Genomic DNA, 24,470 nt, shown 5'->3' on the forward strand with positions numbered 1-24,470 from the left:
ATTTTATTAGGATGTGTTTAAGATTTTACCAGATACACATAAAATTGTGGCTAAAATTGTTCACGATAGAGTAAAAGAAAAGTATAATGTTAATCTGAATTTAGAAAAAATGCTTTGGGGCTCTATTGCACCTGATGTACTTCCTTATTATAAGATGAAGAGACATTACTTTGATGAGTCAGGAGATTTTATAGCTAGAGAAATAAGTAAACTTATTTATTTTTCTAGGTATTCTTACTCTGAAGGTAATGAAAGCAAATTATTTATTAATTATATAAGTAAAAAACTTGGCATAATTATGCACTATTTATGTGATTTTATGTGTTATCCTCATGCTTATAGAATGACATTCGTAGAAAACTTAAGAAAACATGTTAGGTATGAACAGGATTTAGCATTATATGCAAGGGAAAATAAGTATATAGAAGAGAATTACAAAAGCGTTATTTGTTGCGATAAGATAAAGTTTTTTGAAAATTCCGATATAAAACTTGAAAAAAAAGTGAAAAATTATTTAATAGATGTCATTAAAGAGTATAAAAATTCAAATCATAGTTTTGATAATGATTTGAATTTTGCCTTAAATTTATCAACAAATATCTCTCTCCTAGTTATTGAATCAATACTAGATTACAATGGAGAATTTGATATACAATTTATATAAGAATTAGAATTCTTTCGCCTTTGGGGTGGAAGAATTTTTAAAATTATGGAGGAAAAGATGAGAAACAATTCTAATGCTACTAAGCTAGACCTAAGAGAAACACAAATTGCAATAAAGTCAGTTAAAGATTATTTTCAGAGAGACTTGGCTAATACTTTAAATTTACAAAGAGTTTCTGCACCTCTTTTTGTAAGACCTGAAACGGGACTTAACGACAACTTAAATGGAGAAAAGGCAGTAGACTTTGATTTAAGACAATATGGAATAAATGTAGAAATCGTACAATCACTTGCAAAGTGGAAGAGAAATGCTCTAAAAGATTATAATTTCAACAAATATGAAGGAATTTATGCAGATATGAATGCAATAAGAGCTGAAGAGGAACTTGATGAAATTCATTCTTCTTATGTTGACCAATGGGATTGGGAAAAAATTATTGATAAGAGTGATAGAAATAAGGAGTATCTTTTCTTAACTGTTAAAGAAATTTTTTCTGTCTTTAAGAGAACTGAAGAGTACATCAACCAAACATATCCTTACATTCTTTCACAAAAATTACCGGATGAAATTTTCTTTATAACATCACAAGAACTTGAAGACATGTACCCAGGTAAAACGCCTAAAGAGAGGGAAAAATTAATTTGTAAAGACAAGGGTGCTGTTTTCATAATGGGAATTGGGGCAAATTTAAATTCTGGCGAACCACATGACCACAGGAGTCCTGACTATGACGATTGGAGTTTAAATGGAGATATTTTATTCTGGGATGATGTTTTGGGTAACTCCTTAGAAGTGTCAAGCATGGGAATTCGTGTTGACGAAGAGTCTCTAAAAAGTCAATGTGAACTAACAGACACAACAGATAGATTCAAGCTTCCGTATCATCAAGATGTTTTAAGTGCAAGGCTTCCTTATACAATTGGTGGAGGAATAGGCCAATCAAGAATTTGTATGTTCTTTTTAGAAAAGAGTCATATTGGGGAAGTACAAGTTGGAGTTTGGGACGAAAAGTCATTAAATTATTGTAGAGAAAATAAAATAAAATTATTATAATTTAAAGAAATTTACAAATTGGATACAAATCCTTCGGCAGATATAGTATAATATTTTTATACGAAACCGGAGGATTTTTTTATGGATTTGGCACAAAAATTAAATCAGGAAAATTTTAAAAGCCCTGCCTTTAAAGATATAAAAAAATACCTAATTGCAAATTTCTTATTTAAGGGAGACTTGGATAGCATAAATATTTTACTCAACTTATACAATGTCTATGAGTCAATTGAAAATATATATCCAAGGTATGTAACTCTTGAAAATTTGAGAAAAGATATTATAAAAATTTATAGGCAAAAGGAAGGAATTGAACTTATTGCACGAAACCTTTCTAGCCTAATTCACGATGACATCAATAGATTGGAGCTTTATTTATATTTGGAAGGTTATAGGCTTGGTTTTAATTCAAAGAAGCATATTAACCTGCTTGAAATTATAACATTAAAGTATTTAACAATTGATGAACTTTACAACAGAAAGAAACTTTTTCAATATGAATTTAAAAATGAAGAAGTTTTATATTTTAAAAAATCAATTTTTAAAAATATTAGAAAAGATAGGCAAATTAGGATTTTTATAAAAAGTACACTTTCAGATGTCAGAAAAAGATTACTTAACGAAAAAATAAATAGCATTAACGAGCATCTTGATTTGCAATTGATTTTTAAAAGTGAAGATGATGATGTTAAAATTAAGGAAGTTGATTCCTATTTGACAGAACATGAAATTGAGACTCTTAACAATAAGATTTTTAAATTTCTATACATAGATGGATTTAGAATTTTTAGAAATGGATTTTGGGATGGAGTTAATGATAGAGTTTTGAAGAGATACAAGTAAGGATAGTTTTAAGCTATCCTTTTTAAAGTGGTGATTATTTGGTAATAATGGGAATTGACCCTGGAATTGCAATTGTTGGCTATGGTTTTTTAGAATTAAAAGGAAATTCTTATAAGGTTTTAGAATACGGTGCGATTACTACAATGGCAAAAGTTCCTTTGCCAGAAAGATTAAATGCAATTTACAGCGAAATGAATGAACTAATAGAAAAGTATAAGCCAGTTGATATTGCTTTTGAAGAGTTATTTTTCAATAAAAATGTTAAAACTGCAATTACTGTTGCAGAGGCTCGTGGAGTTGAAGTTTTATCTGCAAAAAATAGTGGAGCAGGTCTTTATGAATATACGCCCCTGCAAGTTAAACAAGCTCTAGTTGGGTATGGAAGAGCGACAAAATCTCAGGTTCAAGAAATGGTTAAAATGATTTTAAATTTAAAAGAAATTCCTAAACCTGATGATGTAGCAGATGCTCTTGCTATTGCAATAACTCATGGGAGTTCAATTAAATTTAAAGAAAGTTTTAGGATGATGTAATGATAGAATTTTTAAAGGGAAAAGTTCACTCAATTGAAAATGAAAATTTGATTCTTGAAATAAATGGTATCGGTTACATAATAAATATGATTTCAAGAGAACTACACACTTTTTACAAAAATGAAGAAGTTTTTATTAATATTAGATTAATTCTCAGAGAAGATGCTGTAGTTTTATACGGATTCAAAGATAGTGAAACTAGAAAAGCTTTTGACCTTTTGACTATAGTTTCGGGGATTGGTCCAAAGCTTGCAATGGGAATTTTAGATGGGGATGATGTTTCAAATATAGCAAAATACATCATATCTAAGGATGAAAAGTCACTGACAAAATTACCAGGTGTTGGCAAAAAAACTGCACAAAGAATTATTCTTGAGTTAAAGGATAAAGTAGAAAAATTAAATTTGAATTTAGACTTTACTACTGAAGAAAGTCCATTATTTGAAGAAAATGATGATCCAGCAGTTGAGGCACTTATCTCATTAGGTTATAATATATATGATGCAAAAAAATCATTGGAAAAAGTTGATTCTTCACTAGATATTTCAGAAAGAATCAAGGAAGCATTGAAATTGATGGGTTGATATAATGGATAAAGATAGATTAGTTGAGCCAGCCTTTATTGATGGCGATACAAAGGAAATTAGCCTTAGACCAAAGTGGTTAAGTGAATATATAGGTCAAGATAAAGTGGTGGATAATTTAAAAATTTTTATTGAAGCTGCTAAAAATCGTTCTGAGCCACTTGACCATACTTTACTCAGTGGACCACCTGGTCTTGGGAAAACTACCCTTGCTGGTATTATTGCAAATGAAATGGGTGTGAACTTAAAAGTCACATCGGGTCCTGCAATAGAAAAGCAAGGCGATTTAGCAAGTATTTTAACTAATTTGAATAATGATGATGTTTTATTCATAGATGAGATTCACAGATTAAATAAATCTGTTGAGGAAATACTATATCCTGCTATGGAAGACCACGCTCTTGATATTATAATAGGAAAAGGGCCTTCTGCAAGGTCAATTAGACTTGATTTGGCACCCTTTACATTAATTGGAGCTACTACAAGGGCGGGTATGCTTACATCTCCTCTTAGAGATAGATTTGGTGTTATGTTAAAACTTGATTTATATGACACAAAGTCCTTAGTTGAAATAATTATGAGGTCGGCAAAAATTTTAAATATTCCCATAGAAGAAGAGGGAGCAAGGGAAATTGCTAAGAGGTCTCGTGGTACACCTAGAATAGCAAATAGACTCTTAAAGAGAGTTAGAGATTACGCTGAAGTTAAAGAAGAAGGGGTAATCACAACAAAAGTTGCAATTAAGGGGCTCAACCTCTTAGAAATTGATAAATACGGACTTGATAGTATAGATAGAAGAATTATTCTTACTATGATTGAAAAATTTTATGGACGTCCTGTAGGAATTGATGCAATTTCTGCTGCTATTGGGGAAGATAAGGTTACAGTAGAAGATGTATATGAACCTTATTTAATGCAAATAGGGTTTATTATGAGAACTCCAAGAGGAAGAGTTGCTACTAAAAGAGCTTATGACCATTTCGGAATAGAATTTAAAGGAGATTGAAATGAAAAAATTTTTATTATTAGCTATATTTTTAATCTTACTGCCAATTAATATATTTGCAAAAGAGAACTACGATAAGATAGACATCAAAGTAGGGAAATCTTTGAATGCAAAGGAAAACTTAAAGTTAAAATCAAAGAGTAATTTAAAAATTACTACTTCTGATGATCAAGTTGTTAATGACACTAATAATAAAGAAATCGACGTAATGTTTGATGGAGAAAAAATTTTTGTAAAGGGGAACAACTTTAAATTAGCAAATTTCCCACAAGATGGTGCATTTTTAGTTAGCTCAACTTCGCCGATTTATGTTGATAAAATAAAAAGAAATTATAGGGGTTCAATTTCTTTTAGGGTTAATGACGGAAAACTTGATATTGTAAATAACGTAGAAATAGATGATTATTTAAAAGGTGTGCTCCCAAAAGAAATGAGTCCAGAATTTCCAATGGAGTCATTAAAAGCACAAGCTTTATGTTCAAGGTCTTTTGCAATAAATAATTACAACAAATTTATAAAAAAAGGATATAACTTGGATGATACAACTAGGTCTCAAGTTTACTTTGGAAAAGATGTTGAAGAAAAGTCAACGGATACAGCCGTAGAATCTACTTTAGGAGAAGTTATAAAGTATGATGGGAAAGTTGCTGAGACAATTTTCTGCGCCTCTTCAGGGGGATATACAGTATCTTCAGCTGAGGCTTGGGGCGGAAATTCTATTCCTTATTTGATTTCAAAAGAAGATCCATACTCAACTCATCCTTGGCAATATACATTAAAGTCTGGAGATTTAAAGAAACTAAATTTAACAGATGTATATGGAGCAAAATTAGAACTTAATAATTCAAATAGAGTAAACAATATTATATTTAATACTTCTAAAGGCGATAGAACCATTCTTGCTAAAGATTTTCGCAGTAAGATAGGCAACACTCTTATAAAATCCACTTTATTTGATATAAATTGTGAAAATGGAAATGTAATTATAAGTGGAAAAGGCTATGGACATGGTGTTGGTATGAGTCAATATGGTGCTGTGGAAATGGCAAAAAAGGGAAATACTTATAAAGATATTATTGATTTTTATTTTCCAGGAACAAATATAGAAAAAATAAAATAATAGAAAGGCAAAAATGAAGACAAAAGATTTTTATTATGACTTACCAAAGGAATTAATAGCACAACACCCAACAGAAAAAAGAGATCACTCAAGGCTTCTTGTACTAGATAAAGAGACTGGAGTAATGGAGCATAAACATTTTTATGATATAATTGATTATCTTAGCAAGGGAGATGTGCTAGTATTAAATGACACTAAGGTAATGCCTGCAAGAATATATGGTCATAGGGAAGACAAAGAAGAAAAAATTGAATTTCTTCTTTTAAATCACAAGGGCGATACATGGGAGTGTTTGTCTAAGCCAGGTAAAAAAGCAAAAATAGGCACTAAAATAATTTTTAGTGATAAATTGTCAGCTGAAGTTACAGATATTTCAGATGATGGCTCAAGGTTTTTAAAATTCGAGTACAATGGGATTTTTGAAGAAATCCTTGATGAACTTGGAGAAATGCCACTTCCACCATATATAACTGAAAAATTAGAAGATAAAAATAGATATCAAACTGTATATGCAAGAGAAGAGGGTTCTGCTGCTGCGCCAACTGCTGGTCTACACTTTACAAAAGAACTTTTGCAAAAGGTTAAAGAAAAGGGCGTAGAAATTTGTTATATCACACTACATGTAGGTTTAGGAACTTTTAGACCAGTTAAAGTTGAAAATATTGATGAACACGAAATGCACTCTGAATTTTATATTATGAATAAGGAAGTTGCAGATAAAATAAACGCAGCAAAAGATAGAGGAAATAGAGTAATTGCTGTTGGTACAACAAGTGTAAGAACTGTTGAATCTATTGCTGATGAAAATGGAAGAGTTTGTGAAAAAAGTGGATTTACAAATATATTTATATATCCGCCTTATAAGTTTAAATGCATTGATGCGCTTATAACAAATTTTCACTTACCTGAATCAACACTTTTAATGTTAGTATCTTCTCTTTCAAGTAGAGAAATAATTTTAAATGCATACAAGGAAGCTGTCAAAGAAAGATATAGATTTTTCAGCTTTGGAGATGCAATGTTTATAAGGTAGGTTTTATGTTTAAATTTGAACTGTTAAAAACTGCAAAGGATTCAAAGGCTAGACTTGGCAAAATTACAACAAATCATGGAGAAATAGAGACACCTATATTTATGCCAGTTGGAACAAGAGCAACAGTAAAGACAATGACTCCAGATGAGTTAAAAAAAATTGGCTCACAAATTATTTTATCAAATACCTATCATTTATTTTTGAGACCTGGTACTGATATTATAGAGAAGGCTGGAGGACTTCACAAATTTATGAATTGGGACAAACCCATTCTTACAGATTCAGGTGGATTTCAAGTTTTCTCTCTCTCAGATAATAGAAAAATCACTGAAGAAGGTGTCCACTTTAGAAGTCATATAGATGGAAGAAAAATGTTTATATCTCCAGAAAAATCTATTGATATACAAAATTCTCTTGGCTCAGATATTATAATGGCATTTGATGAATGTGCGCCTTATCCTGCAAGTCATGAATATATTGACAATTCCATGAGAAGAACTCTTAGATGGGCAGAAAGATGTAAAAAGCATCACAAGAATATAGATAGTCAAACTCTTTTTGGAATTATTCAAGGTGGTATGTATAAAGATTTGAGAGAAATTTCTGCAAAAGAAATGATTGATATGGACTTCAAAGGCTATTCGATAGGAGGTTTATCAGTAGGGGAACCTCTTGATCTTATGAATGATATTTTAGATTTTACAACAGATTTTATGCCGGAAAACAAACCTAGATATTTAATGGGAGTAGGCAGTCCTGATTATTTATTTGAAGCTGTGGAAAGAGGAGTTGACATGGCAGATTGTGTTCTTCCAACGAGAATTGCAAGAAATGGGACAGTTCTAACTCACAAAGGAAGGATGGCAATAAAAAATGCTGTCTATAAAGAGGATTTTACACCTCTTGACGAAGAATGTGATTGCTATACTTGTAGAAATTTCTCTAAAGCTTATATCAGACACTTGTTTAATGTGGATGAAATACTTGGTATGAGACTTGCTACAATACACAATTTATATTTCTTGTTAGATATGATGAAAAATATAAGAGAGTCCATTAAGGGAGATTATTTCTTAGAATATAAAAATGATTTTTATAAAAAGTATGGCTACAAATAATATTCTTGTTATGTTATGCAATTAAATGTATAATATAACTATCAATAATATTAAAGAAGGGGGTTAATAATGACTCAAAACGCAATGTTAAATTTTATTCCTTTAATAATAATGTTTGTTCTTTTTTATTTCTTAATGATAAGACCACAAAAGAAAAAAGCAAATGAAATAAATGCTATGCGTGAAAATCTAAAAGTGGGCGATAAAATAATAACAATCGGTGGAATAATTGGCAAAGTTGTTCTAGTAAAGGAAGATTACTTAGTTATCGAAACTTCATCAGACAATACAAAAATTGAAATAATGAAGTGGGGAATTAACGGTACTTATAAAAAGAATACAGACCTTAAAGATACTGAAGAAGAATAGGAGACACTATGAAACATATTAAAACACTTACAAAGAAAAATCTTAAGAAAACTTATGAAAAAGGCGGCTGTGGCGAATGTCAAACATCTTGTCAATCAGCTTGCAAAACTAGCTGTACAGTTGGAAATCAAAAATGCGAAAATTCTGAAAACTAAGGCAAGGGAAACCTTGCTTTTATTTTGTTAAAGGATAAGTAAAGGAGTAAAGATGGTAGAAAGAATTCACAAATTTTATTTAAACGACAAATATATTGTACTTGATATTGCCAGCGGATCAGTTCATGTTGTTGAAAAAATTGTATATGAAATGATAGAAGATTATGAAAAGTTGTCAAAAGAAGAAATAATAAATAAATTTTCAAAGCTTTATAATAAAGAAGATGCTTTAGAAGCTTATGAAGAAATAGATTATTTAACAAAAGATGGCTTATTATTTTCAGAAGACGAACATTTTAAACTTCCAAAATTTAATCCAGAAAATGTAGTTAAAGCTCTTTGTCTTCATGTAGCTCATGATTGTAATTTGAGATGTAAATATTGTTTTGCTTCCCAAGGCGACTTTAAGGGCGACAGAAGTTTAATGTACTTTGAAACAGGTAAAAAGGCACTAGATTTTCTTTTAAAAAATTCTGGAAATAGAAGAAATCTTGAAGTTGACTTTTTCGGTGGCGAACCACTAATGAATTTTGATATTGTAAAAAAACTTGTTGCCTATGGAAGAGAAGAAGAAAAGAAATACGGCAAGCACTTTAGATTTACAATTACAACAAATGGTATGCTTTTAAATAAAGAAATTGAAGATTTTATTAACGAAAACATGGACAATGTTGTTCTTTCAATCGATGGAAGGAAAGAAATAAACGATGAGATGCGTCCAACAATAAATGGCAAGGGCTCTTATGATGTCATAGTACCAAAATTTAAAGAGCTTATTGACAAGAGAGGCGACAAGGACTACTTTATCCGAGGGACTTTTACAAATGAAAACTTAGATTTTTCTGAAGATTTAAAGGACTTTTACTCTCATGGTTTTAAAAAGACTTCTATTGAACCAGTTGTAACTGACGAAAAAGAAAGCTATGCAATAAGAGAAGAGCATTTAGATAAAATTTTAAGTGAATACGAAAATATGAGCAAAGATTATATCGACATAAGAAAAAAGGATAAAGACTTTTCTTTCTTCCACTTTAAAATTGACTTGTCTCAAGGACCTTGTATTGTTAAGAGAACAGTTGGCTGTGGAGCAGGCTCAGAATATGTAGCAATTACACCCCAGGGAGAAATTTATCCATGCCATCAATTTGTTGGCGAAGAAGAATTCTTGCTTGGAAATGTTGATGACGGCATAATTAATAAAGACTTGAGAGATACATTTAAAAATTCAAACGTCTACACTAACGAAGATTGTCCATCTTGTTGGGCAAGATATTATTGCTCAGGCGGATGTCATGCCAATGCTTATTACAGCAACAAGGACATAAGTAAACCTTACAAAGTTGGCTGTGCGATGGAAAAGAAGAGAATTGAATGTGCTATATCAGTTCTTGCAAATGAAGAATAATTTTATACCTAAATTGAACCCTTAGGGGTTCTTTTTTGTTTACATGAGTTAATACTATAGGCATAATAGTTGTATCTTAATGGCAACTTTTGATATAATTAAATCTATATAAAAAGTGGTGATTATATGGAAAGATGGTTTATTAAAAATAAGAGTGACCCAGGTATTGATTACCAAAAATTGGGCATTAATAATGTTATATACAAAATTTTAATTAATAGAGAAATTAATACTGAAGAAGAAATAAAAAGTTTTCTTGAACCCAAACTTTCAAACTTAAATTCGCCTATACTTTTGAAGGACATGGTAAAAGCCTCTAATTTAATTCTAAGTCATATCTCAAAGAAGAATGCCATTAGGATTATTGGCGACTATGATGTTGATGGTGTAACTTCTACTTATATCTTATATTCAGGTCTAAAAAGGATTGGTGCAAATATATCTTACGATATTCCTCATAGGGTAGAAGATGGCTATGGAATTAATAACAATCTAATAGATAGAGCCGTTGAGGACAAAATAAGTCTAATTATCACTTGCGACAATGGAATAGCTGCAAGTGATGTTGTAAGTTATGCAAGGTCAAAGGGAATAGATATAGTTATAACAGACCATCACGAAGTTCCAAAAATAGTTGAAAGTGAAGAAGAAAAAGAAGTAATACCAGAAGCTAATGCTGTTATTGACCCTAAACAAAAGGCTTGCTCATATCCTTTTATTGATATTTGCGGCGCAGTTGTTGCCCTTAAATTAATTGAATATCTATTTTTAATTAAGGGTGTTGATAAAGAAGAATTTTTTGAAAAATTTTTGCCTTTTGCAGCAATAGCTACTGTTTGCGATGTAATGCCACTTAAAAATGAAAATAGAATTATTGTATCAGAAGGACTAAAATATTTAAGAAACACTAATAATGTGGGACTAAATGCACTAATTGAAGCTTCGAATATAAAGAAAAATGAGCTTGATGTCTATCATATTGGATTTATTATAGGACCTACTATTAATTCTAGTGGCAGGCTTGAATCGGCAAAAGATTCATTAGAGTTGTTATTAGAGAAGGACTATGACACTGCACTTGATAAAGCAAAAAGACTTAGAGAACTTAATTATGAAAGACAAGAACTCACAAATAAGGCTTTTGAAATCATTGATAAAAAAATAACCAGTGAGGGACTTTTGGATAAGCATAAGCTACTTATAGTTTACGAAGAAAATCTTAACGAATCAATTCTTGGAATTGTGGCTGGAAAAATCAAGGAAAAATATTATAGACCAACAGTTGTTTTATCAAATTCAAAGGATTTAATCAAGGGTTCTGGAAGAAGTATAGAAGAATATGATATGTTTAAGGAATTTTCTAAATCAAAGGAATACTTAACTGCCTTTGGTGGGCATAAGATGGCCTGCGGACTCTCACTAAGTCTTGATAATTTGGATAATTTCATAAGAGATGTTGATGAAAAAGAAAGTTTAAATAGTGATGACTTAGTCAGGAAGGTTTATATAGATGGAAATTTAATGCTAAAATATATTAGCATGAATTTAGTTAAAAATATAGATAATCTTGCGCCCTTTGGCAATGGTAATTCTGCACCAAAATTTGGTGCTAAAAATTTAAAAATTAAATCATTAAATATCTTGGGAAAAAATAAAAATTTTATAAAAATGTCATTATCTCAAGAAAATATAAATTATACAGCAACTTTATTTGAAGATTCGCAAGTGTTTTTAAATAATCTTGCAAAATTTTATGGAAGGGAAGAAGTGTTGGCCCTACTTCAAGGTAGACCATCAAATATTTTTATAGATATAGTTTTTAATTTAGAATTAAATAAATTTAATGGTAATGTCAATATTCAATTAAAAATTAAAAACTATAGAGTTTCAGGTGAAAATAATGTTAATAGATGAATTAATTCAAAAAGTAAAATCCTATAACGAAAATGCAGATTTTGAAATGATTAATCGTGCCTATAAAATGGCTGAAGAACATCATAGAGGACAAAAAAGAAATTCTGGGGAAGATTATATAATCCATCCCTTGAATGTAAGTTTGATACTTGCAGATATGAATATGGATACATCAACTATTGTGGCAGGACTTTTACACGATGTTGTTGAAGATACTGATGTGACATTTGAAGATGTTAAAAATGAATTTGGTCAAGAAATTGCAGATTTAGTTGATGGTGTTACTAAGTTAAAAAAATTAAATTATAAAAATAAAGAAGAAAAGCAAGCTGAAAATATTAGAAAAATGGTACTTGCAATGGCTCAAGATATTAGAGTTATTATTGTAAAACTAGCAGATAGACTTCACAACATGAGAACTCTTGAATATATGACTGATGCTAAAAAAATAGAAAAGGCAACAGAAACTGTTGAGATTTATGCTCCAATCGCTGACAGACTTGGTATGAGCAGAATAAAGTGGGAGCTTGAAGATTTGTCTCTTAGATACTTAGATGAAAATGGTTATTATGAACTTGTTGAGATGGTAAATAAGAGAAGAAATGAAAGAGAAGATCTTATAAATCATATTATTTCACTTCTTGAAGATAATCTTGAAAAAGTTGGTATTGAATGTGAAATTAAAGGAAGACCTAAGAACTTTTATTCAATTTATAAAAAAATGAAGAAAAAAGGGAAAGTCTTTGATGAAATATATGATTTATCTGCTGTAAGAATTTTGACGCATTCTGTTAAGGATTGTTATGGTGCTCTTGGAGTTGTCCATACGCTTTTTAAACCGATTCCAGGCAGATTTAAAGATTATATAGCAATGCCTAAGCCTAACAAGTATCAATCGCTTCACACAACAGTAATTGACAACAATGGAGAGACATTTGAAGTTCAAATAAGAACTTATGAAATGCACCAAACTGCTGAATATGGTATTGCTGCCCATTGGAAATATAAGGCAGGTGTATCAAAGGAAACAGCTTTTGATGAAAATTTAACTTGGCTAAGACAACTCCTTGAATGGCAAAAAGACTTAAACGATCCAGGAGACTTTATGGATACTCTAAAGATTGACTTCTTTGCTGATGAAGTATTCGTATTCACTCCAAGAGGCGATGTTATAAATTTACCTGAAGGCTCAACGCCAATTGACTTTGCCTATAGAATTCACTCACAGGTAGGTAACACTTGTGTGGGTGCTAAGGTTAATGGAAGAATTGTTCCACTTAATTATACTCTTCAAAGTGGCAATATAGTTGATGTCATTACGAATCCAAACACAAGTCCATCCTTAGATTGGTTAAAGATTGTAAAAAGTCCTCAAGCTAGGAAAAAAATCTCTCAATATTTTAAAGTTAAGGATAAAGAAAAAAATATTGAAAGAGGAAGAGATGCCATCGAAAGAGAAGTAAAGAAACAAGGTTACGAAGTTCACAAAATTTTGCGCGACGATTGGCTAGAGGAAGTTAGACAAAAGTTAAATATGCTAAATTTGGATGAAATGTATGCTGCTGTGGGTTTTGGAACTATTACAACAGCACAAGTTACAGCAAAACTATGTGATATTTACAACAAATTCTACAAGAAAGATGAAAAAGATGTAGAAGAAATTGTAAAATCAAAGAATAGATATAACAACCAAGGTATTGAAGTTAAGGGTGTAGATGGGGTAAATGTAAGAATTGCAAAATGTTGTACACCAGTACCTGGAGATGACATTGTAGGCTATATCACAATCGGCAGGGGTATATCAGTTCACAGAAAAGATTGCAAGAATATGCAAAATAATGTGGAACAAGCTAGGCTTGTTGAAGTTAAGTGGGAAAATAGCAATGCAACAAGTTACAGTGCATCAATTGAAATTAGAGCCTTTGATAAGCCAAATGTAATAGGAGATATAGCTAATAGAGTAAATGAATCCAAACTAAGTATTTCTTATCTAAATGCAAAAGTTATAAAAAATGGGGATGCAGTTATTGACATTACGGTTGAAATAACTGATAGTGAAGAGCTTGAACGATTGATGGAAAAATTAAAAAGAATAAACAATGTTCTTGAAGTATATAGGGTAAAGGCGTGATAAAATGCGAGCAGTAGTTCAAAGAGTAAAAAGTTCTAGCGTGTCAGTTGACGGAAAAATTATTTCAAAAATTGGCAAAGGATTAATGGTTCTTCTGGGAGTAGAAGTTAATGATGATGAAAAAGATTTGGATTATATTTTAAAAAAAGTTACAAAACTAAGAATCTTCGATGATGAAGAAGGTATAATGAATAAATCTATTTTGGACTATGGATTTGAAATTTTAGTTGTAAGCCAATTTACTTTATATGGAGATGCAAGAAAAGGTAACAGACCATCTTATGTACGTTCTGCGAAGTTTGATGATGGTATTGTTCTATATGAAAAGTTTATTGATGAACTTGAAAAGTTAAATATTAAAGTGTCTCATGGAGAATATGGAGCAGATATGGATGTAGAGCTTATTAATGATGGGCCTGTTACAATCTTATTGGATTCAAGTAAGGAATTTTAGGTGAATTATGGAATATAAAATTATGAAACTAGTGGTTGGAGAATTACAAGAAAATTGTTTTGTTCTTTTTGATGAAAATAAGGATGCTTTTGTAGTTGACCCAGGGGCATCAAGTGACATTATTATTGAAGCAATTGAAAAGAATACTTTGAACATCAAATATATTTTGTTAACTCATGGACACTTTGACCATGTTGGTGCCGTAGCGGAACTAAAAAAGAAATTTAATGCTCCAGTTTATCTTCATAAAAATGACAAAAACTTTTTAGAAAATCCTAAAGAGGTTAGAGAGTCGGCTTTTGGTATTCAAATTGAGTCTGCAAATGTAGATGTTTTTGTAAAAGAAGGAGACGAAATCCCATTTTCAGATGATTATATTAAGGTAATTGAAACCCCTGGACATACAATTGGCTCAGTATGCTATTTATTCAAAAATTATTTGTTTGCTGGGGATACTTTATTTAATGGCTCTATTGGAAGAACTGATTTTCCTGAATCAGACCATTCACTTATGATAGAGTCGCTAAAACTTTTAAAGGAGCTTGATGATGAAATTTATGTATTATCAGGGCATGGTCCAGAATCACAAATGAACTACGAAAAGATGTCAAACCCTTATTTAAGAAGAGTATGATAGCAATTGAATGTGAGAATGAAGCTCTAAAAAAATCAGTTTTTGAATTTTTTAGAATGAAATTTCCTAAAGATTATAAAACTTTAGATTTAAAATTAGAAATAAAGGTTGAAGATGAATTTATTTTCCTTGAACTTAAAAGGGATAAAATAAATATAAGTGATAAATTGAATATTGAAGATGAAAAAGCTCATTTTATTATAAAGAGATATTTATTTGATTTATTTTCTAATTATAGCAATTTCGATGATGGCTTTGGGATTTTAACAGGAGTAAGACCTTTAAAGCTTATTTCAAAAGTTTTTGATAGTAATACTTATGAGGATTCAGTAAAAATATTATTTGATAAATATAGAATAAAAAGAATTGATTCAGATTTCTTATATAAAATTTATAAAAATCAGAAGAATGTGCGTAAAAATTCAAATGTAAATGATTACAATGTCTACGTTCACATACCATTTTGTCCAAGTAGATGTTCTTATTGCTCTTTTGATACTACAATTGAAAATAAAGTAAAGATGGAAGCTTATACTGAAACTTTAATAAAAGAGATACAAAATTATAAATATAATTTTGCAGAAAAACCTAAGTCAATTTATATTGGTGGAGGAACACCTACATCAATAGGAATAAGAAATTTGGAAAAAATTATAGATGCAATTTTAGAAAAATTTATTAGTGCAAGAGAATTTACTGTTGAATGTGGACGAATTGATAGTCTAAATCTTGAAATTTTACAAATTCTAAGGAATAAAGGGGTCAATAGAATAAGTTTAAATCCACAGAGTTTTAACGAAGAAGTTATTGCTAAACTAAATAGAGTATCAAATGAAAATTTTGCTTATTGGTTTCTTAAAGCAAAAGAAATCGGATTTGATGTTGTCAACATGGATTTAATAATGGGCCTTCCTAGTGAAAGCAAAGAAAGTATTTTAAAGTCAATAAAAAGAGCTATTGAATTTTCTCCAGAAAATATTACATTGCACACCTTGGCACTAAAAAATGGCTCAAAACTTTTTGAAAATTCGTATATAAATGAAGAAGATTACGGGAATCTTCTTGAAGAATCAAAAAAATTGATGCTTGATTCAGATTATGAACCCTACTATATTTATAGACAAAAGAAATCAGTTATCAGCTCAGAAAATATAGGCTATGCAAAAAAAGGTTACTCATCAATTTATAATATTGCTATGATGGAAGAGCTTGAAAGTATTATTGGATTTGGATTGGGAGCAAGCACAAAAATTTTAGATACTAAGGGAAAATTTAATAGGAAATTAAATACTAAGAACCTTTATGATTATATAAGAGGAGATAATTTTGAAATTAAGTGACATTTTAAATAAGGAAAGTATTTTAGATACAAATTTTAAAATTGATGGAGAAAAAGAAATAAATAAAATCGCCTTCCACACTGACGATGTAGTAGAAGGCTCTATTTTTGTTGCAATAAAAGGATATATAACAGACGGACATAGATTTATAAAAAAAGCAAAAGAACTTGGAGCAGAAATTGCAATAGTAGAAGATTTTGTCAATGTAGATATTAAACAAATAAAAGTTAAAAATTCTAGAATTGCACTTGCAGATATGGCAGCAAATTTTTATAAAGATCCTTCAAAAGAAATGAATGTAATTGGTATTACGGCAACAAATGGCAAGACAACTACTGCTTTTATGCTGGATTCAATTTTAAAAGAAGATAAGAGAGAAACTGGCATGATTGGTACAGTTCTCACTAGATATAAAGATGTAAAAATACCATCTGTACTTACTACACCTGAATCACTGACTCTTCAATCTTATTTTAGTGATATGCTTAGTAAAAATATTTCTGATGTGACAATGGAAGTTTCTTCTTCTGCACAAGAACTTTTTAGAGACAAAAATATTGACTTTGACATAGTTACTTTTAACAATCTTGGAAGAGAACACATAGACCAACATGGTAGTTTTGAAAAGTATTTTCACTATAAATCAAGACTTATAAGATATGCAAAAGAAGATGCAATTGCAATCTTAAATGCAGATGATGAGATGATTTATTCATTAAGAGAAAAAACAAAGGCGAAAGTTTTATCTTTTTCATTAGAAAATGATAAGGCAGACTTTGGAATTTCTAATTTGGATTTATCTACTGGAAAAGGGAAATTTATATTTAACATAAATAGAGATGTAAATTTAAAAGACTTTATGATAAAAAAATCTTGTTTTCCTGTTGAACTTGGTTCCGTCGGTTATTCTTCAGTAATGAATTCTGTAGTCGCAATTATTGTGGCACTATGTCTTAATATTGAAAGTGCTACAATTTATAAAGCTATGAAGAATTTTAAAGGTGTTGAAAGGAGATTTGAGCTTATATTTGATGAAGATTTCAAAATATTAGACGATCACTTTGCAAATGAAAAAAATATTGATGCAACAATGGAAACTCTTAGAAAGATGAAATATAAAAACTTAAATATCTTATATGCAGTAAGAGGTAAAAGAGGTGTTGAAGTCAATAGAGAAATTACAGAAAGGCTTGTCAAGTGGATTAAAATTTTAAATCCTAAAACTTTATCGGCAACTTTATCAATTGATACAGTAAAGGACAAGGATAAGGTAACAAAAGAGGAGTTAAATATTTTTAAGAAAATATTAAAGGAAAATAATATTGATTGTAAAGTTTATGATACTTTAGAAGAATCCATTAACAATTCTATTGATTTATTAAATACTGGTGATGTCCTATTACTTGCAGGATGCCAAGGTATGGATAAGGGAGCAAAATTTGTAAAGGAAAAACTTTTGAGAGAAAATAAAGTAATAGATATAGATGGTTTTTCTCATAGGATTGACAGTAGAATCTGTTAAAGTTGAATTTTATAAGACCTTGTTTTATAATTAAAATAGAATTTTATGGAAAAAATTAGATAAATTAATAATCGTTTTTAGAATGTTAACGAATAAGCTCCAAACCATTTGAGGCTTGGAGTTTAATTTTTAGGAGGAAATATGGCTGAAAAAATGGGAAATCTCAAGAGAAGTAACTATTGTAATGAGATTTCAGAGGAAATGATTTCAAGAGAAGTTACATTAATGGGCTGGGTAGCTAAACAAAGATCCCTTGGCTCAATAATTTTTGTTGACCTTAGAGATAGAAGTGGAATTGCACAAATTGTTTTTGATGATACATCTTCTGATGAGCTTTTAGAAAAGGCATCACATCTTCGTGGTGAATTTGTTATTGCAGTTAAGGGTAAAGTTAGAATGAGGTCTTCAATAAATGAAGAACTTGAAACTGGACGAGTTGAAGTTCTTGCAAGTGAACTTAAAATTTTAAGCGAATCTGAAGTTCCACCGATTTATGTAAAAGATAATGATAATGTATCAGAAAATATGAGATTAAAATATAGAACTTTGGATCTTAGAAAACCAAGTATGCAAAAAAATCTCATGATTCGTTCAAAGATTTACAAAATTACCCGTGACTTCTTCTATGAAAATGGGTTTATTGAAGTAGAGACTCCAATGTTAACTAAACCAACTCCTGAAGGCGCAAGAGACTATTTAGTACCTAGTAGAGTTAATCCTGGAGAATTTTATGCCCTACCTCAATCTCCACAACTAATGAAACAGCTTTTAATGGTTGCAGGACTAGATAGATACATTCAAATTACAAAATGTTTTAGAGATGAAGATTTAAGAGCTAATAGACAACCTGAATTTACACAAATTGATATGGAGCTTAGCTTTGTAACTGAAGAAGATGTAATGGGAATAAATGAAAGATTTTTACAAAGATTATTTAAAGAAATTTTAAATAAAGACATTGAACTTCCTATTAAAAGAATGAAGTATTCTGAAGCCATGGATAGATTTGGAGTTGACAAGCCAGATTTGAGATTTGGAATGGAGCTTTGTGATATTTCTAACATTGTAAAAGACTGTGGATTTAAAGTATTTGAAGGAAATACAGAAAAGGGCAAGAGTGTTAGAGGAATAAAAGTTGATGGTGGAAGCGAATTTTATTCAAAAAAACAAGTTAAAAAGTTAGAATCATTTGTCAAAGATTATAAGGCAATGGGATTGTCATGGATTAGAGTTGACGAAGAAATAGATTCACCAATTTCAAAATTCTTATCTGAAGATAAGATGAAAGAAATCATAAAAACTTTTGATGCAAAAAAAGGCGATTTAATTCTAATCTTAGCTGATAAAAATTCTGTTGTTTATAGTGGACTTGGAAACCTTCGTAACAAAATAGCAAGAGATATGGATTTAATTGACGAAAATGATTATAAGCTTCTTTGGATAACTGAATTTCCACTATTTGAATATGATGAAGAAGAAAAAAGATATGTTGCAATGCACCATCCATTCACAAGTCCATTAGATGAAGATGTTGAAAAGCTTGTATCTGATAAAGAAAATGCAAGAGCAAAAGCCTATGACATTGTAATAAATGGTGACGAAATGGGTGGAGGAAGTATTAGAATTAATGATCCAGATATTCAAGAAAAGATGTTTGAGGCCTTGGGACTTTCTGAAGATGAAGCCAAAGAAAAATTTGGATTCCTTTTGGAAGCTTTTAAATATGGAGCTCCACCACATGGAGGACTTGCATATGGCTTAGATAGACTTGTAATGCTATTTACAAATGCAAATAGTATTAGAGATGTAATAGCTTTTCCAAAGACTCAAGCAGCTACTTGTTTATTAACTGGAGCACCAACTTCTCTATCAGAAAAACAATTAGAAGAAGTTCACATAAAGGTATTGGAAAAAGAAGAAAAATAAGGTGATATAATGGAAAGTATTGGAATTGTTAGGGCAAAGAATGATAATAAGATTTTTATTGAATTTACAAGAGAGAGTGCTTGTGGAGAAAGCTGTGCATCCTGTAGTGCAAAATGTGCTGAATCAGAGAGAGAGCTTTTTGAGTTTTCCAATACAATTTCTGCAAATGTTGGTGATGTAGTAAAAATTAAGACAAAGGATAAGTCTGTACTTTCTTATAAATTTTTAGTCTATGGACTTCCATTAATCTTATTTATGTCTACAATTACATTTTCCTATATTATAATGAGAAATACAGCTCTTGGAAATATTGATTTGATTTCACTCATTCTAGGAGTATTTTCTCTTATTATTTCATATTTTATTTTAAAGAAAATAGATAGTAATTTTAAAAGAACTAATAATAGTGCTATTTTTCTCGAGAAAATGTAGGTGAGAAATGTCAAATAAAAACTGGTATAAAATATTTTATATTTTTTCAATAACTTTATTTATAGTAGCCTTAATTTTTTTCATATATTCTCTTGCCAATAAGAAATACTCTTCGAAACTTATTTATGAGAATAATGAAATTAAAGAAGAAATAAAAACAATTGATACAGAGTCTAAAGTTATTGAAGAGGATATTGATGGACTTGAGATAGAATTTAATTTAAAATCGCAAGAGTTTTATGAAAAATACGGATATCAATTTCAATCAAATAAATCTGAAGAAATTGCGAGAATAAAGGAAGATTATCTTAATAAGAATAAGGAAATTATTGCCGAGATAAAAAACAGATTAAAGGCTTATAGTGCTTATTTTGAGTCAAATATATATGAAAAAGAAGGCTATGATAAAGCTGTAAGTGATTTTTTAGAATTATATAGTGAAGCTAATCTTGATAAACATAAAAATATTTATAATGAGTTAAATATTAAATCTTTCGTTGAAGACTCAGATGGATTTGCAAAAGAAATTTTAAAACTAAACAATAAATCGAAAGAACTTAATGTGCTAGTTTTTTATTCTTCAATTTATAGTTCAAGTATTCACTCTTATATTAATGGAGAAAAGTCTTCTCTTAGTGAGATTTATGCAGATATTAATAATCTTATGTATATTTATAAAGAAATTGAGAGAAAAGGATACAAAACTGGAAATTTGAATTCAGAAAATCTTGTTTATTTGAATGATTTTATTCAGGAGAAAATATCATCATATTATAAAAATCTTGGAATTTTAAAAGTATTGGAAAAGAGTGGTAAAAATGAAAAAGAATAAGCAAATTGTACTTTCCTTTCTTTTTATTGTAATCGCTTTTATTCTTACTTTTCTTGGATTTTCTAATTTAAAGCTTATGAAATCTTCTTATTTTACACTTTCGCGAGAAAATTCAAGTCTCGTAGAAAAAAGAAATAAGTCCAAAGAAAAATTAAAATCTTTAGGTCAAGATAAGAACTCTAAAAAATCGAAATTAGAAGTTATTGATAACGAAATAAAGAAGTTTGACATTATTAATAATAAAGATCAAGAAATTGATGAAATAAATAAAGAAATTAGTGATTCTTTAATTTATTTTAGGAAAAATAACTTAAATGAATTTTATAATATTGAGAATGGGAAGTTAAATAATTATATTCCTCTTAGCGGAAATTTTATAGAGAATAATTTAAGTGAAGATGATATAAAATCTAATTTAATTATGATTCAGTTTCTTTTAAATTCTTATTATAATTATGATTTAAACAGAAATATTAGTAAGCATAACATTAAGGCTTATGAAAATTTAGGCATTATTGATTATATAAAAAATGGAGATAACTATATAATCAAATCCATTTTGTTAAATGATACTTCGAATGTTTCAAGACTAAAGGAAGAAAAAGAGAAAATATTAAAAGAAGAAGAGAAATTTTTTTCTGTTTATGAAAATATTTATGGAAGTAATGAAAATATAAAAAATTTGATTACTGATAATATTGCACATAGTAGTGATTCAAAAGTTGAAGTTGAGAGTAAATTTAAAAGATTAAATGCAATTTCTATAGATATTTTAAATTCATCTGTAAATTATTTAAAGGATTTTAAGATAATAAATGAAGCTGGAACTCAAAAATTAAATATTCTTGATAAGACTATAATGAGTGAGAAAATAGAGAAAAATAATAAAATAATAACTTATTATAATAGAATAAATGGGGAAGATTATACAGTAACAGAAGAAAAAGAATAAGTACTTCTATTTAGGAGAAAAATGAAAGAGAAATTAATTAGAATAGATTACGAGGGCAAGGAAATAATTTTAATACCGACGGCTCATGTATCGCAAGAAAGTGCAAAATTAGTTAGAGATACTATAGATGAAGAAAAGCCTGATTCAATTTGCATAGAACTTGATGAGCAAAGATATAAAAATTTGAAAAATCCTGATGCTTGGAAAAATACAAATATTATAGACATAATTAAACAAAAAAAGGTTACACTGTTAATTGCAAATTTAATACTTTCATCTTACCAAAAGAATATAGCAAAGAAGTTAAAAACCAAACCTGGTCAAGAAATGATTGAAGGAATTAAAGCATCTGAAGAACTTGGAATAAATTTAGTTTTAGCTGACAGAAGCATTCAAACAACTTTTATGCGCATTTGGAGAAAAATGGGATTTTTTGAAAAAATTAAATTATTTTTCTCATTAATGGCAATGGATGAAGATGAAGATGTATCTGAAGAAGATTTACAAAAATTAATTGAAAGAGATAATCTAGAACTAGCGATTGAAGATATGGGAAAGGATTATCCTCAAATTGCAGCTACACTTTTGCATGAGAGAGATAAATACTTGGCTTATAATATTAAAAATGCTTCAGGAGATAAAATTATAGCAATTCTTGGTGCGGCACATACACCAGGAGTAGAAGAAGAGATTTTTAAAAATCAAAATATTGAAGAGTTAAATAAAGTTCCTCCGAAGAGTCTTGCTGGGAAAATAGTACCTTGGTTAATTCCAGTTTTAATTGTGATTCTAATTGTCTTTGGATTTAAACAAAATATGGACACAGGTATTGAGCAAATAAAATCATGGTTTTTATTTAATTCAATATTTGCAGCAATTTTTACTGTTTTATGTCTTCCACATCCACTAAGTGTTTTAACAGCTTTTATTGCAGCTCCTTTCACATCTATAAATCCAATGTTGGCATGTGGATGGTTTGCAGGACTTGTGGAGGCAAGTTTAAAGAAACCAACAGTTGAAGATGTTAATAATATTCCTGATGATATTTTTAATATAAAAAGTTGGATTCACAATAAATTTTTAAAAGCCCTTTTAGTAGTTATACTTGCAAATTTAGGCTCATCTATTGGAACAATAATTGCTGGTAGCAAAATTATTCAAAGTTTATTTTAAAGTTTAATAAAAAATTAAGGTAATGGAGTTAAGTTGATCTTATCCATTACCTTTTTTTAGTTTAACATTTTTTATAATTTCTTTTATTATTCTAACTAGACCTTGTGAAAGAACTATGCCAAGGGCAAGGGCAGAGGTAGTTAGTGTAGTTTTAATAACTTGTTCGCGCATCAAAACATAGTTGGATTCGATAAAATGATACATAATATAATACATTCCAGCTCCAGGAACAAGTGGCACAAGACATGGAAGTGTGAAAACAGTGGCAGGTTTTTTAAATTTAACTGCAAAGTTTTCTGAAAAAATCCCAATTAAAAAAGATGAAATCAAATATGAAATCATATAGTTTCCACTAAATTCAAATAATAGTTCATACATAACCCATATAAGTCCACTGAGGGCTGATGTTATGACTCTAACATTTTTTGGAAGTTTAAAATAAACCGTAAATCCATAGGTAGCAAAGGCTGATAATAAAAATTGTGTCAAACTTTTCATATTATAAACCTCATAATTTTTAATCCAACCCCAACTCCAAAGGCAATTGCAAGAGCTATAAAGAAAGCTTTAACCATTGTAATTGCTCCAGTTATGAATTCTCCGCTCATAATATCTCTAACAGAGTTTGTTATTGCAACACCAGGAACTAAAAGCATTATTACACCAATAATTATATTGTCAATGTTAGAGCCAAAATTAAAATGAACAAAAATAATTGCAAGAATTGAGGTAATAAAAGCGCAAATAATGTTATTTATAAAAAAGGAAAGTCTAAAATAACTAAGTTTATTAAGGATAATAGGTATAAAAATCCCTATTATAAAACTTGCAAAGAAGTCTAATATGTCTCCGCCAAATAAAACTGTAAAAAATGAGGAAGCTATCCCTCCAGAAAGATAAACTTTTTTAGGGTTTTCTTCAGTTTTATCTATTTCAAATAGTCTTTTATAAGCCTCATTAATTGAAAAATCCTTTGAGACAAATTCTCTTGAAAAAGAATTTACACAGTCAATTTTATATAAATTTGTATCTGAAATTGTAATTTTTCTAAAATTGCTTAGAGTCTCGCCCTCAAATTCCATTGAAATAAAAATTGCAGACGGAAGAGCGTAAGCAGAAACATTTGAAATATTGGAAACAGATTTACAAATTCTTTCAATCGTGTCCTCTGCTCTATAACTTTCAGCACCATTTTGAATTAATAGTGCACCTGTGAATAATGATAAATTCATTAAATCTTTAGCATCTTTTATACTATTTAAAACTTTTGCCATTTT

Annotated in this window: 25 protein-coding genes; 23 read left to right on the forward strand and 2 right to left on the reverse strand. The window is 29.6% G+C overall.

Annotated elements, in window-relative coordinates; all coding sequences use genetic code 11:
• The first annotated feature begins 13 nt into the window (after positions 1-13).
• From PTSHG_RS01205 to PTSHG_RS01315, 23 genes are all read left to right on the forward strand, one after another.
• Positions 14-664: a zinc dependent phospholipase C family protein gene (locus PTSHG_RS01205; protein ID WP_026088812.1), complete on the forward strand. Its 651-nt coding sequence runs from the start codon at positions 14-16 to the stop codon at positions 662-664.
• A gap of 57 nt (positions 665-721) precedes the next feature.
• Positions 722-1,717, forward strand: coding sequence for an aspartate--ammonia ligase (gene asnA, locus PTSHG_RS01210; RefSeq protein WP_019107109.1), 996 nt, complete (start codon positions 722-724; stop codon positions 1,715-1,717).
• Positions 1,718-1,798: 81 nt separating this feature from the next.
• Positions 1,799-2,560 carry a hypothetical protein gene (locus PTSHG_RS01215; protein WP_019107110.1) on the forward strand — a complete coding sequence of 254 codons (762 nt, stop codon included), beginning with the start codon at positions 1,799-1,801 and terminating at the stop codon, positions 2,558-2,560.
• 38 nt (positions 2,561-2,598) lie between these two features.
• Positions 2,599-3,093 carry a crossover junction endodeoxyribonuclease RuvC gene (gene ruvC, locus PTSHG_RS01220; RefSeq protein ID WP_019107111.1) on the forward strand — a complete coding sequence of 165 codons (495 nt, stop codon included), beginning with the start codon at positions 2,599-2,601 and terminating at the stop codon, positions 3,091-3,093.
• Positions 3,093-3,677: a Holliday junction branch migration protein RuvA gene (gene ruvA, locus PTSHG_RS01225; protein ID WP_019107112.1), complete on the forward strand. Its 585-nt coding sequence runs from the start codon at positions 3,093-3,095 to the stop codon at positions 3,675-3,677. The genes ruvC and ruvA overlap by 1 nt, the downstream gene beginning before the upstream one ends.
• 4 nt (positions 3,678-3,681) lie before the next feature.
• Positions 3,682-4,683, forward strand: coding sequence for a Holliday junction branch migration DNA helicase RuvB (ruvB, locus tag PTSHG_RS01230; protein WP_019107113.1), 1,002 nt, complete (start codon positions 3,682-3,684; stop codon positions 4,681-4,683).
• Between the two features lies 1 nt (position 4,684).
• Positions 4,685-5,803: a SpoIID/LytB domain-containing protein gene (locus PTSHG_RS01235; protein ID WP_019107114.1), complete on the forward strand. Its 1,119-nt coding sequence runs from the start codon at positions 4,685-4,687 to the stop codon at positions 5,801-5,803.
• A gap of 13 nt (positions 5,804-5,816) precedes the next feature.
• On the forward strand, positions 5,817-6,836 hold the full coding sequence (gene queA, locus PTSHG_RS01240; protein ID WP_019107115.1) for a tRNA preQ1(34) S-adenosylmethionine ribosyltransferase-isomerase QueA: 1,020 nt from the start codon (positions 5,817-5,819) through the stop codon (positions 6,834-6,836).
• A gap of 5 nt (positions 6,837-6,841) precedes the next feature.
• On the forward strand, positions 6,842-7,954 hold the full coding sequence (gene tgt / locus PTSHG_RS01245) for a tRNA guanosine(34) transglycosylase Tgt (RefSeq protein ID WP_019107116.1): 1,113 nt from the start codon (positions 6,842-6,844) through the stop codon (positions 7,952-7,954).
• A gap of 69 nt (positions 7,955-8,023) precedes the next feature.
• Positions 8,024-8,323: a preprotein translocase subunit YajC gene (gene yajC / locus PTSHG_RS01250; protein ID WP_019107117.1), complete on the forward strand. Its 300-nt coding sequence runs from the start codon at positions 8,024-8,026 to the stop codon at positions 8,321-8,323.
• An 8-nt stretch (positions 8,324-8,331) separates the two neighbouring features.
• Complete coding sequence (gene scfA, locus PTSHG_RS09030; protein ID WP_019107118.1) at positions 8,332-8,478, forward strand: six-cysteine ranthipeptide SCIFF; 147 nt, start codon at positions 8,332-8,334, stop codon at positions 8,476-8,478.
• A gap of 52 nt (positions 8,479-8,530) precedes the next feature.
• A complete protein-coding gene (gene scfB, locus PTSHG_RS01260) occupies positions 8,531-9,883 on the forward strand; it encodes a thioether cross-link-forming SCIFF peptide maturase (protein ID WP_019107119.1) in 1,353 nt (450 codons plus the stop codon).
• 126 nt (positions 9,884-10,009) lie between these two features.
• Positions 10,010-11,797, forward strand: coding sequence for a single-stranded-DNA-specific exonuclease RecJ (gene recJ / locus PTSHG_RS01265; protein ID WP_019107120.1), 1,788 nt, complete (start codon positions 10,010-10,012; stop codon positions 11,795-11,797).
• Positions 11,784-13,928 (forward strand): RelA/SpoT family protein, encoded by a 2,145-nt coding sequence (locus tag PTSHG_RS01270; protein ID WP_019107121.1) that lies wholly within the window; start codon positions 11,784-11,786, stop codon positions 13,926-13,928. Before recJ ends, PTSHG_RS01270 begins: the two co-directional genes overlap by 14 nt.
• Positions 13,929-13,932: 4 nt before the next feature.
• Entirely contained in the window at positions 13,933-14,382 is a 450-nt protein-coding gene (dtd, locus tag PTSHG_RS01275; protein WP_019107122.1) for a D-aminoacyl-tRNA deacylase, read from the forward strand.
• 7 nt (positions 14,383-14,389) lie between these two features.
• Positions 14,390-15,016 (forward strand): MBL fold metallo-hydrolase, encoded by a 627-nt coding sequence (locus PTSHG_RS01280; protein ID WP_019107123.1) that lies wholly within the window; start codon positions 14,390-14,392, stop codon positions 15,014-15,016.
• Complete coding sequence (gene hemZ / locus PTSHG_RS01285) at positions 15,013-16,356, forward strand: coproporphyrinogen dehydrogenase HemZ (RefSeq protein ID WP_019107124.1); 1,344 nt, start codon at positions 15,013-15,015, stop codon at positions 16,354-16,356. The genes PTSHG_RS01280 and hemZ overlap by 4 nt, the downstream gene beginning before the upstream one ends.
• Positions 16,343-17,878, forward strand: a complete 1,536-nt coding sequence (locus tag PTSHG_RS01290; protein WP_019107125.1) for a Mur ligase family protein — start codon at positions 16,343-16,345, stop codon at positions 17,876-17,878. The genes hemZ and PTSHG_RS01290 overlap by 14 nt, the downstream gene beginning before the upstream one ends.
• A 141-nt stretch (positions 17,879-18,019) precedes the next feature.
• Positions 18,020-19,804, forward strand: a complete 1,785-nt coding sequence (aspS, locus tag PTSHG_RS01295) for an aspartate--tRNA ligase (RefSeq protein ID WP_019107126.1) — start codon at positions 18,020-18,022, stop codon at positions 19,802-19,804.
• 9 nt (positions 19,805-19,813) lie between these two features.
• Positions 19,814-20,236 (forward strand): SoxR reducing system RseC family protein, encoded by a 423-nt coding sequence (locus PTSHG_RS01300; protein ID WP_019107127.1) that lies wholly within the window; start codon positions 19,814-19,816, stop codon positions 20,234-20,236.
• Positions 20,237-20,243: 7 nt separating this feature from the next.
• Positions 20,244-21,068 (forward strand): hypothetical protein, encoded by an 825-nt coding sequence (locus PTSHG_RS01305; protein WP_019107128.1) that lies wholly within the window; start codon positions 20,244-20,246, stop codon positions 21,066-21,068.
• Entirely contained in the window at positions 21,055-22,020 is a 966-nt protein-coding gene (locus PTSHG_RS01310) for a hypothetical protein (RefSeq protein WP_019107129.1), read from the forward strand. Before PTSHG_RS01305 ends, PTSHG_RS01310 begins: the two co-directional genes overlap by 14 nt.
• Positions 22,021-22,041: 21 nt before the next feature.
• Entirely contained in the window at positions 22,042-23,193 is a 1,152-nt protein-coding gene (locus tag PTSHG_RS01315) for a TraB/GumN family protein (protein WP_019107130.1), read from the forward strand.
• A gap of 39 nt (positions 23,194-23,232) precedes the next feature.
• Here PTSHG_RS01315 and PTSHG_RS01320 read toward each other — a convergent pair whose 3' ends face one another.
• Complete coding sequence (locus PTSHG_RS01320; RefSeq protein ID WP_019107131.1) at positions 23,233-23,691, reverse strand: threonine/serine exporter family protein; 459 nt, start codon at positions 23,689-23,691, stop codon at positions 23,233-23,235.
• A complete protein-coding gene (locus PTSHG_RS01325) occupies positions 23,688-24,467 on the reverse strand; it encodes a threonine/serine exporter family protein (RefSeq protein ID WP_019107132.1) in 780 nt (259 codons plus the stop codon). Before PTSHG_RS01325 ends, PTSHG_RS01320 begins: the two co-directional genes overlap by 4 nt.
• Positions 24,468-24,470 lie beyond the last annotated feature (3 nt).

This window comes from Peptoniphilus senegalensis JC140 (genome assembly GCF_000321025.1).
Classification (GTDB): Bacteria; Bacillota; Clostridia; order Tissierellales; family Peptoniphilaceae; genus Peptoniphilus_A; species Peptoniphilus_A senegalensis.

Excerpts from the sequence above, each read along its gene's own strand:
- PTSHG_RS01325 (WP_019107132.1), bottom strand. The coding sequence starts at position 24,467 with ATGGCAAAAGTTTTAAATAGTATAAAAGATGCTAAAGATTTAATGAAT.
- PTSHG_RS01305 (WP_019107128.1), top strand. The coding sequence starts at position 20,244 with ATGTCAAATAAAAACTGGTATAAAATATTTTATATTTTTTCAATAACT.
- tgt (WP_019107116.1), top strand. The coding sequence starts at position 6,842 with ATGTTTAAATTTGAACTGTTAAAAACTGCAAAGGATTCAAAGGCTAGA.
- PTSHG_RS01280 (WP_019107123.1), top strand. The coding sequence starts at position 14,390 with ATGGAATATAAAATTATGAAACTAGTGGTTGGAGAATTACAAGAAAAT.
- recJ (WP_019107120.1), top strand. The coding sequence starts at position 10,010 with ATGGAAAGATGGTTTATTAAAAATAAGAGTGACCCAGGTATTGATTAC.
- queA (WP_019107115.1), top strand. The coding sequence starts at position 5,817 with ATGAAGACAAAAGATTTTTATTATGACTTACCAAAGGAATTAATAGCA.
- ruvB (WP_019107113.1), top strand. The coding sequence starts at position 3,682 with ATGGATAAAGATAGATTAGTTGAGCCAGCCTTTATTGATGGCGATACA.
- yajC (WP_019107117.1), top strand. The coding sequence starts at position 8,024 with ATGACTCAAAACGCAATGTTAAATTTTATTCCTTTAATAATAATGTTT.
- PTSHG_RS01310 (WP_019107129.1), top strand. The coding sequence starts at position 21,055 with ATGAAAAAGAATAAGCAAATTGTACTTTCCTTTCTTTTTATTGTAATC.
- ruvA (WP_019107112.1), top strand. The coding sequence starts at position 3,093 with ATGATAGAATTTTTAAAGGGAAAAGTTCACTCAATTGAAAATGAAAAT.
- aspS (WP_019107126.1), top strand. The coding sequence starts at position 18,020 with ATGGCTGAAAAAATGGGAAATCTCAAGAGAAGTAACTATTGTAATGAG.
- PTSHG_RS01300 (WP_019107127.1), top strand. The coding sequence starts at position 19,814 with ATGGAAAGTATTGGAATTGTTAGGGCAAAGAATGATAATAAGATTTTT.
- PTSHG_RS01235 (WP_019107114.1), top strand. The coding sequence starts at position 4,685 with ATGAAAAAATTTTTATTATTAGCTATATTTTTAATCTTACTGCCAATT.
- PTSHG_RS01320 (WP_019107131.1), bottom strand. The coding sequence starts at position 23,691 with ATGAAAAGTTTGACACAATTTTTATTATCAGCCTTTGCTACCTATGGA.
- scfB (WP_019107119.1), top strand. The coding sequence starts at position 8,531 with ATGGTAGAAAGAATTCACAAATTTTATTTAAACGACAAATATATTGTA.
- scfA (WP_019107118.1), top strand. The coding sequence starts at position 8,332 with ATGAAACATATTAAAACACTTACAAAGAAAAATCTTAAGAAAACTTAT.
- hemZ (WP_019107124.1), top strand. The coding sequence starts at position 15,013 with ATGATAGCAATTGAATGTGAGAATGAAGCTCTAAAAAAATCAGTTTTT.
- PTSHG_RS01270 (WP_019107121.1), top strand. The coding sequence starts at position 11,784 with ATGTTAATAGATGAATTAATTCAAAAAGTAAAATCCTATAACGAAAAT.
- PTSHG_RS01315 (WP_019107130.1), top strand. The coding sequence starts at position 22,042 with ATGAAAGAGAAATTAATTAGAATAGATTACGAGGGCAAGGAAATAATT.
- dtd (WP_019107122.1), top strand. The coding sequence starts at position 13,933 with ATGCGAGCAGTAGTTCAAAGAGTAAAAAGTTCTAGCGTGTCAGTTGAC.
- asnA (WP_019107109.1), top strand. The coding sequence starts at position 722 with ATGAGAAACAATTCTAATGCTACTAAGCTAGACCTAAGAGAAACACAA.
- PTSHG_RS01215 (WP_019107110.1), top strand. The coding sequence starts at position 1,799 with ATGGATTTGGCACAAAAATTAAATCAGGAAAATTTTAAAAGCCCTGCC.